This is a genomic window from Granulicella rosea, from assembly GCF_900188085.1.
Classification (GTDB): Bacteria; Acidobacteriota; Terriglobia; order Terriglobales; family Acidobacteriaceae; genus Edaphobacter; species Edaphobacter rosea.
In genome coordinates this window covers 1-14,795 of sequence record NZ_FZOU01000017.1, presented here as the reverse complement: position 1 = coordinate 14,795, position 14,795 = coordinate 1, and the positions used below count along the sequence as shown (strand labels likewise).

Sequence of the window (14,795 nt, the reverse complement as noted above, 5' to 3'; positions counted from 1 at the left end):
CCCTGGCGTGTTACCGTTTGTCAGATTCATACCAGAAGGTGTAGTGATGGGTTCGCAGGTCTCTTCTTTAGCAGGTTATTACGACTACCGCCTTGTCGCGCTGTCGGTTTTGATCGCGATCTTCGCCGCCTATGCCGCACTCGACCTTGCCGGACGCGTAACGGCTTCGAAGGGTCGCGGACGCTTCTCCTGGCTGGCCGGCGGCGCCTTTGCCATGGGACTTGGCATCTGGTCGATGCACTATCTGGGGATGGAGGCGTTGCGTCTGCCCGTGCCCGTGCAGTACGACTGGCCGCAGGTTCTGCTGTCGATGGTGGCGGCTGTTTCGGCGTCGGCCGTGGCCCTGTCGATCGTCAGCCGGAAGCAGATGGGAGTCGCCGCCGCCGCGGGGGGCGCCGTGCTGATGGGCAGCGGCATCGCTTCGATGCATTACATCGGCATGGAGGCCATGCGCCTGCCGGCGATGTGCCACTACAACTACAATCTGGTTGCGCTTTCGATCGTGCTGGCGATCGCGATTTCGTTTGTCGCGCTCTGGTTGACCTTTGCCGTGCGCGGAGAGACGGCGAGCTGGCGCAAGACGGGCAGCGCCCTGCTGATGGGACTGGCGATTCCCGTCATGCACTATGTCGGCATGGCCGCCGTCACCTTCATGCCGGAGCCGCTTTCGGCGTCGACACTGCGCCATGCGATCAGCATCTCGCAGCTTGGGGTTCTGGGCATCGGTCTGGTGACGCTCTTTATTCTCGGTTCGGTCTTTCTTCTCTCGCTGCTGGACCGCCGTTTCTCGCTGCAGGCGATGGAGCTGGAACTCAGCCAGGAGCGCTATCGGCTGATGGAAGAGACCGCCACCGAGCGCGAGCGCGCCAAGGTGGCCGAGGCGGGAAGCCAGGCCAAGAGCGAGTTCCTCGCCAACATGAGCCACGAGATTCGCACCCCGCTGAATGGCATCATCGGCATGACCGATCTGGCGCTTGAGACGGAGCTGACGCGCGAGCAGCGCGACTATCTCGAGACGGTGAAGCTGTCGGCCGATTCCCTGCTCAACGTCATCAACGATATTCTGGACTTCTCGAAGATCGAGGCCGGCAAGGTAGACCTCGAAGAGATCGACTTCGACCTGTGCGAGTGCATCGAAGGCACGCTGAAGACGCTGGCTCTGCGCGCGGATGAAAAGGGTCTGGAGCTGCTGTGCGAGGTATCGTCCGATGTGGCGGACCGCTGGCGGGGCGACTCGGGCCGCCTGCGGCAGATCCTGCTCAACCTGCTGGGGAACGCGCTGAAGTTCACCATGGAGGGTGAGATCAGTCTGAAGGTTCAGACGGAGCTGATCGAAGAGAAGTCGACGACGCTGCACTTCACCGTCTCGGACACCGGCGTTGGCATCGCGCCGGCGAAGCTGAAGAGCATCTTCGAACCCTTCAACCAGGCCGATACATCGACCACACGCGAGTTCGGCGGCACCGGCCTTGGGCTGACGATCTCGCGGCGTCTGATCGAGATGATGGGTGGGCGTCTTTGGGTGGAGAGCGAGCCGGGCGTGGGATCGCGCTTTCACTTCACCATCGCGCTGGGCGCGGCGATGAAGCGCGAGTCGACGGTCGAGGATGTGGGCGCGCCGGTGATCCTGCGTGGCGTTAACGTCCTGATCGTGGACGACAACCGTACGAATCGCCGTATTCTCGAAGGTCTGGTGACGCGCTGGGGCATGAAGCCGACCACGGCGCTCGACGGCGAGGTGGCGTTGCGAGAGCTGACGGCTGCACGCGAGGCGAACAACCCGTTCCAGCTCATCCTGACCGACATGCACATGCCGAAGATGGATGGGTTCGGCCTGGTGGAGCATATCAACGAACGGCCGGAGCTGTCGACGGCGACCATCATGATGCTTACCTCGGGTGGTCAGCGCGGCGATGCGGTGCGTTGCCAGGAGCTGGGGATTTCGGCTTATCTCTTGAAGCCGGTGCGTCAGTCCGAACTGCGGGCCGCCGTCGCGCGCGTACTGGGCGCGCGAGAACAGCATGGAGCGATTCCGATGATTACCAAGTACACGTTGCATGATGAGGCAGCGGCTCCGAAGAAGCTGAATATCCTGCTTGCGGAAGATCATGCGATCAATCAAAAGCTCGCCATGCGGTTGTTGGAGAAGCGTGGACATCAGGTCGTGCTGGCCAACAACGGCAAGGAGGCTTTGTCGGCGCTTGAAAAGCAGAGCTTCGATCTGGTTCTGATGGACGTGCAGATGCCGGAGATGGATGGATTGGAGGCGACGCGGCAGATTCGCGCGCTGGAGAAGGCCAGGAACACAGGTCTTTATCAGCCCGTCGTCGCGATGACGGCGCTGGTGATGAAGGGCGATCGCGAGCGTTGCATGGAGGCCGGCATGGATGGGTATCTTTCGAAGCCGATCCGTCCGCAGGAGCTGGACGAGGTGCTGGACAAGTACCTTGCTGGCGAGTCCGAACCGGTGGCTGAGACGACGGCTGCATCTGTGGGCGACGCCTCCGTCGAGATCGAGGAGCTGCTGGAGCGGATCGGCGGCGATCGCGATCTGCTGGCCGAGCTGCTGGAGCTTTACCGCGAAGACTATCCGGTGCAGGTTGAGGCAGGGCGCGAGGCGCTGCGCAACAACGACCCAGCCGCGCTGCAGGCGATGGGGCACAGGATGAAGGGCGCCATGAGCAATCTTGCCGCGCCGGAGGCGAGCAGACTGGCGGGCGAGCTGGAGTCGAGCGGTCGCGACAAGAACCTGTCGTCCGCCTCGGCTACTCTGGAGGCGCTCGACAGAGAGCTGCTCCGCGTGGCGCAGGCGCTGGAAGCGGTGTGCATGGAGGCCGTGAAGTGAAGATTCTCGTCGCCGACGACGACCGCATCTCACGCATGCTGATGGAACGCATGTTGCAACAGAGCGGCTATGAAGTGGTCACTGCTGAAGACGGCCTGCAGGCGGCAGCCGAGCTGGAGAAGCCCGGTGGACCGAGGCTGGCGTTGCTCGACTGGATGATGCCGGGCCTCGACGGTCCGGGCCTCTGCCGAGCGATCAGAAGCAAGCAGGACGATGCTTATATCTACATTATGCTGCTGACTTCAAGGGAGTCGAGCGCGGACATTGTGAAGGGACTCGAGGCCGGCGCGGACGACTACCTGACCAAGCCGTGCAACTCCGCGGAGTTGCGCGCGAGGCTGCACACGGGCCGGCGCATTCTGCAGCTTGAGGATAAGCTCGTCGAGGCTCGCGAGGAGATGCGCTTCAAAGCGACGCACGATCCGCTGACCTCCTTGTGGGATCGCGGCGCAATCCTGTCGCTGTTGCGCAGCGAGCTGAGCCGCGCCCGGCGCGAGCGCTCGCCGGTGTCCATTCTGCTCTGCGATGTCGACCACTTCAAGAAGATCAACGACGTGCATGGTCATCATGCGGGGGATCTCGTCCTGGAAGAGGTAGCCACGCGCCTTATGGATGCGGTGCGGACGCACGATGCCGTAGGTCGCTACGGCGGGGAGGAGTTCCTGATCGTACTGGGCGGCTGCGGGCACGCGCACCTGCAGGAACGCGCGGAGCAGGTGCGCAAGTCGATCTACTCATCGCCGTTTACGATCGATCAGGGCGCCATCACGGTCAGCTTGAGCCTGGGCGCCATCACGGTCGATCTATGGGAGAAGTCCGCGCCGATCGAGCTGCTGCTCAAGCAGGTCGATATGGCGCTCTATCAGGCCAAGGCCTCAGGGCGAAATCGAGTGGTCTACGCAGAGATGGCCGCAGTTGCGGCAGACAACGTCCGCCGCGAGGTTTCGAGCCTGCCCGTCAATCTGCCCCTCAGTCGCCTGATTGAAGCCTAAAGACATAGACCGGCAGGCCGCGGTCCGCATCCGGCGGTAGTTGAATCCTGAGGGCCTCCGCGTCCTGATGCCAGGAGACCGCTTTCCCCGCGCCCAGCATCTCCAGCCGTTGCACGCGCAGCCGCGTCTGCGGAAGCATCTCGACCACCACCTGCGGACTGCGCCAGCTCAGCGCGAAGAGGTAGACGCTGCCCTCTCGCGTGGTGAAGCGGATCGCGGGTTCGGTCGTGTGGGAGGTCTGGTCGTTCACCGCTTCGCCCGCAACGCTGGGTTGCGCTGCGGAGTCCGCGGCTTCAGCGCCCGGCGCCGGCCATGGCTTCGTGCCGGCGATCGCTTCGCCGTTGATCTTCATCCAGCCGGCGATCGCCTTTAGCCGCTCGACCGCCGGCGCAGGAAACTCGCCCTCGGGCGATGGGCCGATGTCGAGCAGCAGGTTTCCGCCGCGACTGACCACCTCCACCAGGTCGCGGACCAGGACCTCGGGAGATTTGTAACCTATTTCGTTACGAAAATAACCCCAGTGCCTGCTCATCGTCATGCAGGCCTCCCATGGGCGCGCGGGCTTGCCCGGCGTCAGCGTCTGCTCCGATGTTTCGTAATCGCCAAGGCCGTTGCCGATGCGGCTGTTGACGATGCATGCGGGCTGCAGGCTGCGGATCATCGTCAGCAGCTCGTGGCTTTCCTCGCGCGAGATCAGCTCCGGCGTATCGAACCACAGCACGCCGACCGGACCGTACTGCGTCAGCAGCTCGCGTACCTGTGGCTTCACCTTGCGTTCGAAGTATCGCGAGAACACCTTCCTGTCTTCGTCCGGATAGTCCCACGTGTTGCTGCGGCCGCCGCGCGTGGGCCAGTCGGTCGGGACATCCGGGTCCTGCCAGTCCCGGCCCAAAGAGTAATAAAAACATAGCTTGACGCCCTGTTCATGGCAGGCCGCGGCCAGCAGCTTCATCGGGTCGCGTCCGTAGGGCGTGCGCTTCACCACGTTGTAGTCCGAGCTTGGCGAGTCGTACATGGCGAAGCCCTCGTGATGCTTGGCCGTGATGACGAGATAGCGCATGCCGGCATCTTTGGCCAGCCGCACCCACGCCGTCGCGTCGAACTTCACCGGATTGAAGCCATTCGCAAGCTGCGCGTACTGGGCCAGCGGGATGCGCTCGTAGAGCATGAAATGCTCGGCGCCCTGGATCGGCTTGCCCTTCCACACACCGGCCGCCACGCTGTACAGACCCCAGTGCAGGAAGAGCCCGAACCGCGCGTCCTCCCACCACTGCATGCGCTCCGCCTGGGTCAGTTGCATCTGGGCAAGCGCCAGCGACTGCCAGCTCTTCGGCCATGCCGCCGCTGCGGTCCACTTCAAGACTGCTCGCCGGGTGTGTTTCATCGGATAGGAATCTCCCTGTGGGCAATCCTATCCAATCTCGCCTATAAAAGAAACAAAATGCTTGTAAAAGTAAGCAACGGAAAGGCGGGATGCCTTGCCGCCCGTCAGGGCTGCGCGGCAGGGCCAAGGAGTGGCGTCTTCACGGGACTTGCGAGGCCGACGATCTCCGTTAGCGTGTCGTTGCCTGCGTTTGAAAACCAGAGGTTTCCGCTCGCGTCGATCGCCAGGGCGTACGGCTCGTTGAGTGGGGCGTCGATCCCAAAGCCGGCGACGGGCGAACGGAGGGCAGCCGTTGCCCCGGTGATCGCCGTAACGGAGTCGCCGTAGTAGTTGGCGGCCCAGATGTTTCCGGCGCCATCGACCGCGATGCCCTGCGGAGAGACGGGGGCCGAGGCCGTGCTGATTGTATGGGCGACGGCGCCCGAGGCGTTGAGTTCGACGACGGCGTAGGCCCCATAATCCGCGATCCAGACGTTGCCGGAGGGATCGACGGCAATGCCTGCCGGGCCGGTGCAGCAGGCAAAACTACCGACCACGCCGGAGGCGGAGACGCGCGCGGCTCCCTGCTGCGTGGCGAACCAGGCGTCTCCGCCGGCGTCCAGCGCCACGGCGGAGGTGAAGGGTAGCTGCGAGGCCGCATAGCCCGGTGCCGGTGAGATCGCCGAACCGTCGTTGGCCAGCAGAGTGGCTGCGGAGCCGCCATAGTCCGCCGCCCAGATGAGGCCGGCCGGGGTGGCCGCCACGGAGACGGGATAGTAAAGTCCGCCCGCAGTAAAGCCGTTTCCGGACAGCTCCGTTCCCTGCGCGTTGAACTTGCTGACACTGCCGTAGTGGCTATTGCCAGCTGCGGAGACGCTCTGCTCGTTCGTGACCCAGGCGTTGTCGAAGGGATCGATGGCAACCCCATACGACTGGTTGAGCCCGGCGCCGGGAAATCCCTGAGGCGCGGCCGGAACGCCCAGTGGGGAAAACTTTGAGACCGCCGCTCCAAAGTAGTTCGCCACCCACACGCTGCCGGTGGAGTCGATCGCGAGCGCGGCTGGTACGTCCAAGCCCCCGTTGCGGTAGGTGATCGACATCGTCCAGTCGCTGGGCGCGGAGGCGAGCGTCGGCTGGAAAGGCGCGTTGGCGGATACCGCCTGAAAGATCCGCGCGACGGATACGCCCGGATTGCGGACAACGTTGAGCGCGGCGTCGAAGACATTGCCCGGAGCGACGCCCGCGACGGCGGTTGCCGTGAAGAGAGGCGTACACGCCGCACCGCCATCCGAATTGACGCAGCCTGCGAGGGCGTTCGCCAGAGTATTGACCTTGGCGGTCTCGACGATCGCGCCCGTCGGAAGAGATCCTCCGGGCGCTGTGCCTGTGGCGATGTTGGCGAGCGATGCCGCGGTACCGAAGGCGTTCCGCAACCCGGTGAGATTGGTGGAGCTTGCCCCGGCGAGCGCGCCCGATCCGAAGAAGGGTGACAACGCCCAGGCGGCGGCTACGGTCGTGACCTCGTTCATCCAGACGTAGGTGGAGCTGGTCAGGGTTCCGCAATCCCCAAGCGCCGCGACGAAGACGAGCGCCTGATTTTGCACGCCGGACGCGAGGCCGGGGTTGCCGCCGCGCGAGACAAGATAGACCTGCGCGGTCGCGGTTGGGCAGGTGTAATCGCCTGTAATCGAAAAGGCGCCGTTCTTGTCCGTCGTTACGACATTCGGCGAGAGCAGGTTGACGGCGACGGCGCCATTGCCGGAGAGGCCGGCGGCATAGAGCTGGATGGACGCGCCGCTGACTGGCTGCTGTCCGCCATGAACCTGGCCCTTCAACTGTGTGCCGGCGAGCGTATGAAGCTGGCCGTCGCTCCCGCACCCTGCGAGCAGGAAGGTGCAGCAGACGGTGGCGAGTATAACGAGAATACCGCCGCGCAACCCATGCGATGCGCGGCGGCCTGGTTCCTGGAGCATTGAAACATCCCGAGGTGCTGGAGCGATTTAGTGAGGGCTGACAGCGATCCCGATCGCAGCACTCGGGCCGGTGAAGGGCGACGAGGGCAGCGCGGCGCCGGCGCTGGTGAAGCCGCTGAAGGTGGACGCGCCGGAGTTCGAGACGAAGACATTGCCTAAGCCATCGATGGCGATTCCCTTCGGTGTGCTGAGGCCATTTCCGCTATAGCTCGTACCGGTGGCTCCCGTCGCGGCCAGCTTGGTGACAGTGTTGTTGCCGGAGTTGGCGACCCACACATTCCCACTCTGATCGAGCGCCAGCGCATAGGGCACGCTGATGCCGCCGGCGGTGAATCCGGTCGTGCCGGAGATCGCGGCGCCGGTCGAGGAGAACTCGGAGACGCTGGAGTTGCCGGAGTTGGCGACCCAGACGTTGCCGTTCAGGTCCGTGGCCACGCCCTGCGGTGTGCTTAGACCGCCGCCCGAGTAGCTGATCGCAATCGTCCAGTCGCTGGGCGGCGTATTGACGCTCAGCACCGGCTGGAAGACCGGCGAGGTCGAGCGCAGCATGTTCAGCTTCGCCACGTTCAGCGCCGGGTTCTTCGCAATGTAGAGCGCGGCCGCAATGGTGTTGGTGGGCGCGCCCGTCAGGTAGAAGAGCTTGCCGCACGGCGTACCCGTCGTCTGCCCGTCGGTCGAGTCGGACGCCGAGCCGCCGCCAGAGTTGACGCACTGCTCGAGGATGTCGGCAAGCGTGTTGATCTCAGCGATCGGCAGGGTGGCGTTCGAAGGCAACGCCGGCCCGGAGATCAATCCATTGGTGGTGTTTACGACCTTGTTGATGGCGGCGAACGCATTCTTGATGCCGGTCGCGTTGGTCGACGGCGCGCCGATGCTGGTGAGTCCGGTCATGAACGGCGACAGCGACCAGATGGTGGCGACCGTGGTGAGCTCGTTCACGTTGATGTACGAGCTGCCGACGGTCGAGCATGCGCCCAGGCCAACCATCAGCGCGAGGTTGGGGTTGGTGACGGCTGCGGTGGTCTGAGTCGCCGCGATGGGCTGACCACCCGTGCCGACGAGAAAGGTCAGCGCGCCGGGGGTGGGGCAGGTGAAGGCGGGCAGCGTGAAATTACCCGCGGAGGTCGTCGAGAACGACGCCCCGAGCGGTGTCGCCGCCGAGCCGTAGCCGCTCGTGCCAACGGTGTACATCTGGATCGAGACGCCGCCGACCGGCTGCTGTCCCCCCATGACGATACCGCTGACCTTGGTCGCGGCTCCAACCGTCACCGGTGAGGTGACGCTCGTGGAGGTGGTCATCCCGCAGCCGGTCAGAAAGGCAGCGATCATGCCGACGGGCAGAAGGTACTTCAAAGAGGACTTCATGCCAAGGTTCAGAGAGATGTTCATGGGCGCGCTCCTGTAGTGACGTTCGTGACTGCGGTGGAGAGAGGTGCTGCCGGAGTTGCCGCGCCGAGGATCTCGGTGACGGTGTTGGCCGTCGAATTCGAGACCCAGACGTTGCCCGAGAGGTCGATCGCGATGCCCGCCGGCGCCGAGTAGTTCGTAGCCCCGCCGGTCGTGGCCGTGGTCACGCCGGTGTAGCCGGTGGAGGGCGAGATCGCCGTTCCCGTGGAGGTAAGTTCACTGACCGAGTTGTTGCCGTTGGCGACCCAGACATTGCTGCCACCGTCGACCGCGACCGACACCGGCGCGTTGACGCCAGAGCCCAGCGTGTTGACAGAGATGGCGTCTCCTACGGTCGTGTAGGCCTCGAGCGTTGAGTTGGTCACCGCCCAGGCTGTGCCGTTCCCGTCGACCGCGACCACGCCCGCCGTAGCTGTGCCATTTGCCGCAGTCTGGTAAGACAGGACGCCGTTCGTGTTGTAACGGCTGACGCTGGCGTCGGCGTTGAGAATATAGACCGCACCCAGGACTGCGATGCCGCTCTCAGAGCCGGTGAGTACACCTGAGGTTCCGGTGATCGTGAAGGCGCCCGCGTTCGAGAAGACGGCCTTGAAGATCGTGACGCCGGCTTCGCCCGTGGTGAAGGTATGGGTTGCCGGAGTGATCGCAACCGAGGGGTCGGAGCTGGCGAGCGTAACGGTTCCGGTGAAGCTCGTGGCCGGGTTGCCGTATGCATCCGTCACCTTGGCTGTGCCGCCGTAGACCACGAGCAGGCTGGCCGGAGTCGGGACGCCGGCGATCGTGAGCAGCGCCGCCGGACCGGCGACGACCGCCTCCGAGACCTGCGTCTGTGTGAGGCTGGCGCTTGTCGCGGTGTAGGTGTAAGCCCCCGCCGCCGTCAACGGCGTGCTGCCGAGCGGGAAGGAGGCGATGCCATTGACGGTCAGGGCGGTAGTGGTTGCCGAGTAGCCCGGACCGGTGACCGCGAGGCTTACCGAAACACCCGAGGAAGAGGTGGAGACGGCGCCGGTCGAGGTTTCAACTGCTACCTGGACCGTGCCGGCGTTCCCGCCAGCGGTAAGCGTGCTGGGCGGCGCGGTTACAAAGCCGAGTAGCGGGGCGACGGTGCTCTCGGTGACTACGACCGCGGCCGAGGTGGAGGGTGCGTCGTTTGCGCCGTCGCCGCCGAAGTAGGCGACGATGTTGTTTACGCCGTTCGCCAGCGAGCTGCCTGCGAGCGCGAGCGTTGCGACTCCCTTGCAGGCGGTGGTTGCGCCGGTTCCGCTGCAGGAGGAGGCGATCGTGCCGGCGCCGAGGTTCGTGCCGGAGGTCGATCCGACGAAGAAAGTCACCGTGCCGGCGGGGGCTACCGCGCCGCCACGTCCGGTAGCCGTGACGGTTGCGGTGAGCGTGACCGAGGTGGTGGACGTGACCGTTGCAGCGCTCGTTCCGAGCACCGTGGTGCTGGCAAACGACGGGGTAACGTTATTCCAGCCCTGCACCACGCCGGTGATGTTCATGCTGCCCAGACCGGTTGCATCGTCGTATCCGGGGCTTGCCGTGTAGGCGAGAACGCCGGCGGTCTTCACCGTGCCGGGGACCGTGCTGACACCGTACTTTACGCCCGTGCCCTGGAAGCAGTCGATGTCGCCCACGAGACAGGGCTGGTAGTTCCCCGCCGTGATCGTGCCGCCCTGGAGGCTCGGCATGTCGTTCGACACGTCGTAGAAGTAGCAGCTATTGGGCGGCGCCTGTCCCGGCGTCACGCCCGAGCCGGAGCAGCTCGCAAGCGAAGAGCTGGGAGTGCTGGGCGTTCCATACTGCTGCGCCGCCAGGTTGTAGAAGGTGTAGTTTGCCTGTCCTTGCCGTTGCCCGGTCTTCTGTGCCACAAGGGCCATAAACCCGGCAAGCTGAGGCGCGACGAAGGATGTTCCGCCGGACCCCAGGTTGTAGGCGTCGGCGCCGACGGTGTAGCTGCAGGCAGTTTCGTCCGATTCGCAGAAGGGCAGCGTATGTCCCCAGAAGCCGTTTGCTGCAAAGAGCGAGACGTCGGGAAGATTGCGGAAGGTGCTCGATACCGAGTTGACGCCCACGCCGTAGACGTTCTGCCAGGTCGGGATGGCGTTGTAGGTGCTGATGCCGCCCGCGCCGCCCACAACCGCCGTATACCCATTGGTCGTGGAGTAAGAGCTGCTGCAGAGCGCCGACGGCGTGTAGTCCGTTCCGAAGGTCGTGGACCCCTCAGCCTGCAGGATCGAACCAAAGAGCGTGTTGGCGCAGTAGCTGGTCCACGTCGTCTCAGGCACATAGCCGGTCGCCGAGGAGAAGCCCGGGCCATTGGTGTCGTTCCACCAGGTTTCAACCGGAGTTGTCGTGTAGTTGAGGGACTCGTAATCGTCGCCGAGATCCGTACCGCCGGCCGAGACGTTGTACGCCGAGCTGCCGAAGCCGTTGACCGAGGGGGGAAGCGTTGTCGCGTTTGCGTCGTTCTGGTAGCACTGCTCCGAGCCGCCGTCGCCGGAAGAGATGACAGCCGTAATGCCTTCAGCCGCGAACTGCTGCCACTGATTGTTGTAGTAGCCGACGCCGTTGGTGGCGGAGCTGGTCATGTCGGCCTCGCACTCGCCGTAGCTCATGCTGGCGGCGACCACGGTGCCGGAAAGATAGTTCGCTACGTACTGTGCCGAGTGGTCGATACCCAGAGCGCCCAGAGTCGTTCCGTCACCGCTCGTCTTCGTGCCGCCGCATGCGACGAAGTCGATGATCGCGTTCGGCGCCACGGCGCCGGACCATTGCAGGTCCAGGTCGGCCTCACCCTCTTCACCGGAGCTCTTGCCCTTGGCCTGGGTCACCGGCGCAAAGCAGGAGGCATAGCCGTTAAGGCCGGTGCTGCTTCCAATCAGATAGTTGACGCCGCCGGCGGTAGCATTCGGAGTCGCCGGATATGCGGGCAGACCGAACTGCGAGCGGAAGCTGGTCACGTCGGCGGCGGCGACCTGCACCTCTTCGATGACCGCGATCGTCTGGCCGGCGCCGTTGATGCCAGCCTTCAGCAGTGGATTCTCGTTGTAGATCGTGTAGAAATCCTGCGGCCCGACGTTATAGAAGTTGTCCGAGCTGTAGTTGAAGGTAAAGGCGGGATCGGTCGCCCTCGGCGCAGCCGAGGTGCCGGATACGAGCGTCGTCTTGCCCGTCTTCAGATCGCGCTTGAAGAGACCGGCCTTGCGCATCAGCGGCTTGCCGCCAAAGTCGTCCAGCTTGTTCATGCCGCCGATGACGGGCAGCAGGGCCGTGGGAATCTGAGGCTCGTTGATCGTCGCCATGTGGGCTTCGCCGTTCAGGCTGACGTGGTGAATCTCCGTCTTGAAGGCCGCGCGCAACTGACCCGTAGTTCCCTGAAACGAGATATAGGTCTTCGACGGAACGACATCCAGCACCGTGAATCCCTGGCTTTCGAGCCACGCCTTCACGGCCGCGACGTCCGAATCCGCGGGTCCGAACTTTGCGCCAAACTGCTCCGGCGTCAGCCACTTGTGGAAGGACGGCGAGTTCTTGTTGTGCAGCTCGTCGACCAGCGAGTCGAGCTCCGCCTGCTGCTCCTTCGTGCGGGAGAACATCAGCATGATCGGGGCGGTCTTCTGATCGTCCGCCACCGAGCCGTGATCTTCCGCATAACGCAGAAAGGGCCGGACATGGCCGGTCAGTGCGGATCTCTTGTTGCCGTCGATCTTGTCGGTGATCCGGGCGGCTACTCCGCCTCTGGGCGAAGCCGTGGCAGAGGCAGTGGCGCCCTGCGCGACGGCGGATGGCTGCATACCGAAGAGGCTCACCAGAGCCAAAACCGGCAGAGCAAAGAAGGAAGGAAGACAAAGACGCTCGAAGCGAGGTAGCATGCGATCTCTCAGGGCCGATAAGGCTTGGGTTATGAAGCAACGCGCGAGAGGAACTCAAGAGATACGGGGCAATACAGATGAATCAGACGTACAAAACAGGAACGTTAGAAAGCGCAGGCTTCAAAGTCGAGAGACAACGCAGGGTATGCGAGGGCTCGCCGCTATGGTGCAGGGCCGTGGGCGGTACGGAACTTTCTACGTCGGGTTGCAGGTCGGATCCCCGGATCGAGGGTATTCGCCGAAACCAAACTTCTTCTGAGATGTGCTTTGATCGCAGCATAGCACTAATCAACCGGAGAAAGCGATATTAATCGGTGAATTTCTTCGGGGGAGCAACGAGTCTGTCCTGTGAGTCTTACAGCCGGGTAGTTGCTTTCAACATGCTTTTCGCCAAGCTGCACAAAATGAGGGCTTAACGATGTAGGCCGGAGAGCCAGAATTTTCTGGCGCACTCCGCCAACTATTCGCGCGCCACTGCATTGCCGGGCGCCGGTCGACGCCTGTTTATAGTCCGCAAGGATAGCGCCCGATGCAGAACGAGCCATGCCGCTGCCGAAACGAGCTATCCGAAAGTATCTTTCTCGATTAACTCGAAGGGAGGTTGTCGACCCTTACGGCCTGATGTATTTTCTTTACAAGATCGGGAACGCACACCGTTTTCCCGAAATTTACCCCTGCATTTCATGTTGAAAGCAATCGAAGAGGCCTCGCCCCGATGGTCGAAGTTACGCAGGAAGTTTGCGGCCGGAAGTACCCGAATTTCAGGAGGAAGGAGTGGGGCGGGTATTTTGCCCTGATCGCGCTCCTGCCTCTCGCCGCTCCGCGGCTGAGGGCTCAGACTGCCTGTGCGGGCGCCGCCCCGACGCCCGCACAGGCGGCGGAGTGCGCGGCGCATACGATCCCCATCGCTTCGGTCGCGAAGCTGGACCCGCAGCACTCCTATACGGTGAGCGAACTCATCGATCTGGCGGAGCGGAGCAACCCAAAGACCCGTATCGCATGGGAGCGCGCGCGCCAAAAGGCCAACGAGCTGGGTGTCGAGAAGAGCGCCTATTTTCCGGTAATCGTCTTCCAGGCGATTGGCGGCGATCAGAAGACGCTGAGCCCCTTCCCTGTCGCGCTCGAGGCGCGCGGCTATAACTCGGTGACGGTGCCGGTGATTCAGCCGCAGCTCTCGCTGCAGTATCTCCTCTTCGACTCCGGCCGGCGTGGCGCGCGCGTCGACGCGGCGCAGGCGGAGAAGATCGCCGCCGGAGCGAACTTCGTACAGGCGAATCAGGATGTCGCCTTCCGCGTCGCGACCGCCTACTATAAGCTGCTGACCGCGCAGGAGAAGCTGCAGGCCACGCGCGAGACGCTGAAGACCGCGCAGACCACCGAGGACGCGGCCGAGGCGCAGCTCGCCAACGGCCGTTCGACCCTGCCTGATGTGTACAACGCCAAATCGGAGGCCGCGCAGGCCGCCTTCGACATGGAGTCGGCCGATGGCGACGAGAAGATCTCGCGCGTCGCCCTGGCCGAAGAAGTGGGCGCCGAGCCTACGCCCGACGTCAACATCGACGCCATGGCCAATGCGCCTCTGCCCGAGACGCTGACCGCGTCGATCGACGAGCTGATCGACCGCGCGGTCGCCAATCGACCCGATCTCGCCGCGCAGGCCCAGGAGATACGCGCGGCGGACGACCGCATTCGCGTGGCCCGCGCCAGCTATCTGCCGCGCGTCGTGATCACGGGCAGCGGCGCGCAGACCTCCATCTGGCCCAGCCCGGACGCCGGCCTGCTCGGCAGCCCCAGCGAGCCGACGTGGAACGCCTACATCGGCCTGGAGTGGAAGGTCTTCGACGGTGGCGAGCGCCGCAACGAGCTTGCCGCGGCGCGGTCCAGAAAACGCGAGGCACAGGACGAGATGACCGAGAAGCACGATGCGGCCACGCGACAGGTGTGGTCGGCGTATATCGCCTTCCGTACGGGACTCAAGAAGCAGCAGGCGGCCATCTCGCTGCTGAGCGCCGCGAACGAGAGTTACAACGCATCACTGGAGGCCTATAAATACGGCGTGAAGAACCTGATCGACGTGGTTACGGCCGAGCGTCAGCTGGCGCAGGCGCGGCTCTCCGGCGTGTCAGCGCGCTCGCAGCTTTTTCTGGAGGCGGTGGAGCTGGAGTTCGTCACTGGCAACCTGCTGCGCAGCCTGCCGCCGGCGACGAAGGTTCAGCCACAGGCGCCGCCGCAACTGGCCACGCCTGACTCAACCAAAGGAGGCGCCGCTCAATGAACCGTCTCAGAACCAGGCATCTGCTTCAGGGTGCAGCGTGTCTTGCGCTCACCGGCTGCGGTCACGCG

The 14,795-nt window shown here is 64.0% G+C and carries 7 protein-coding genes; 3 read left to right on the top strand and 4 right to left on the bottom strand.

Annotated features, from left to right (window positions below; translation table 11 throughout):
* The first annotated feature begins 46 nt into the window (after window positions 1–46).
* Window positions 47–2,845 carry a response regulator gene (locus CHB87_RS21340; protein WP_089410485.1) on the top strand — a complete coding sequence of 933 codons (2,799 nt, stop codon included), beginning with the start codon at window positions 47–49 and terminating at the stop codon, window positions 2,843–2,845.
* A complete protein-coding gene (locus CHB87_RS21335) occupies window positions 2,842–3,837 on the top strand; it encodes a diguanylate cyclase (RefSeq protein WP_217897088.1) in 996 nt (331 codons plus the stop codon). Before CHB87_RS21340 ends, CHB87_RS21335 begins: the two co-directional genes overlap by 4 nt.
* Here CHB87_RS21335 and CHB87_RS21330 read toward each other — a convergent pair.
* The 4 genes from CHB87_RS21330 to CHB87_RS21315 all read right to left on the bottom strand — a co-directional run bounded on the left by CHB87_RS21330 (window position 3,815) and on the right by CHB87_RS21315 (window position 12,374).
* Window positions 3,815–5,197 (bottom strand): alpha-L-fucosidase, encoded by a 1,383-nt coding sequence (locus CHB87_RS21330; protein ID WP_176441920.1) that lies wholly within the window; start codon window positions 5,195–5,197, stop codon window positions 3,815–3,817. The genes CHB87_RS21335 and CHB87_RS21330 overlap by 23 nt on opposite strands.
* Before the next feature lie 128 nt (window positions 5,198–5,325).
* Window positions 5,326–7,173 carry an NHL repeat-containing protein gene (locus tag CHB87_RS21325; protein WP_142988475.1) on the bottom strand — a complete coding sequence of 616 codons (1,848 nt, stop codon included), beginning with the start codon at window positions 7,171–7,173 and terminating at the stop codon, window positions 5,326–5,328.
* 27 nt (window positions 7,174–7,200) lie between these two features.
* Window positions 7,201–8,562, bottom strand: coding sequence for an NHL repeat-containing protein (locus CHB87_RS21320; RefSeq protein ID WP_089410482.1), 1,362 nt, complete (start codon window positions 8,560–8,562; stop codon window positions 7,201–7,203).
* Window positions 8,559–12,374 carry a protease pro-enzyme activation domain-containing protein gene (locus CHB87_RS21315; RefSeq protein WP_176441919.1) on the bottom strand — a complete coding sequence of 1,272 codons (3,816 nt, stop codon included), beginning with the start codon at window positions 12,372–12,374 and terminating at the stop codon, window positions 8,559–8,561. The genes CHB87_RS21320 and CHB87_RS21315 overlap by 4 nt, the downstream gene beginning before the upstream one ends.
* 793 nt (window positions 12,375–13,167) lie before the next feature.
* Between CHB87_RS21315 and CHB87_RS21310 the strand changes: the two genes are divergently transcribed.
* On the top strand, window positions 13,168–14,727 hold the full coding sequence (locus tag CHB87_RS21310; RefSeq protein WP_089410480.1) for a TolC family protein: 1,560 nt from the start codon (window positions 13,168–13,170) through the stop codon (window positions 14,725–14,727).
* Window positions 14,728–14,795 lie beyond the last annotated feature (68 nt).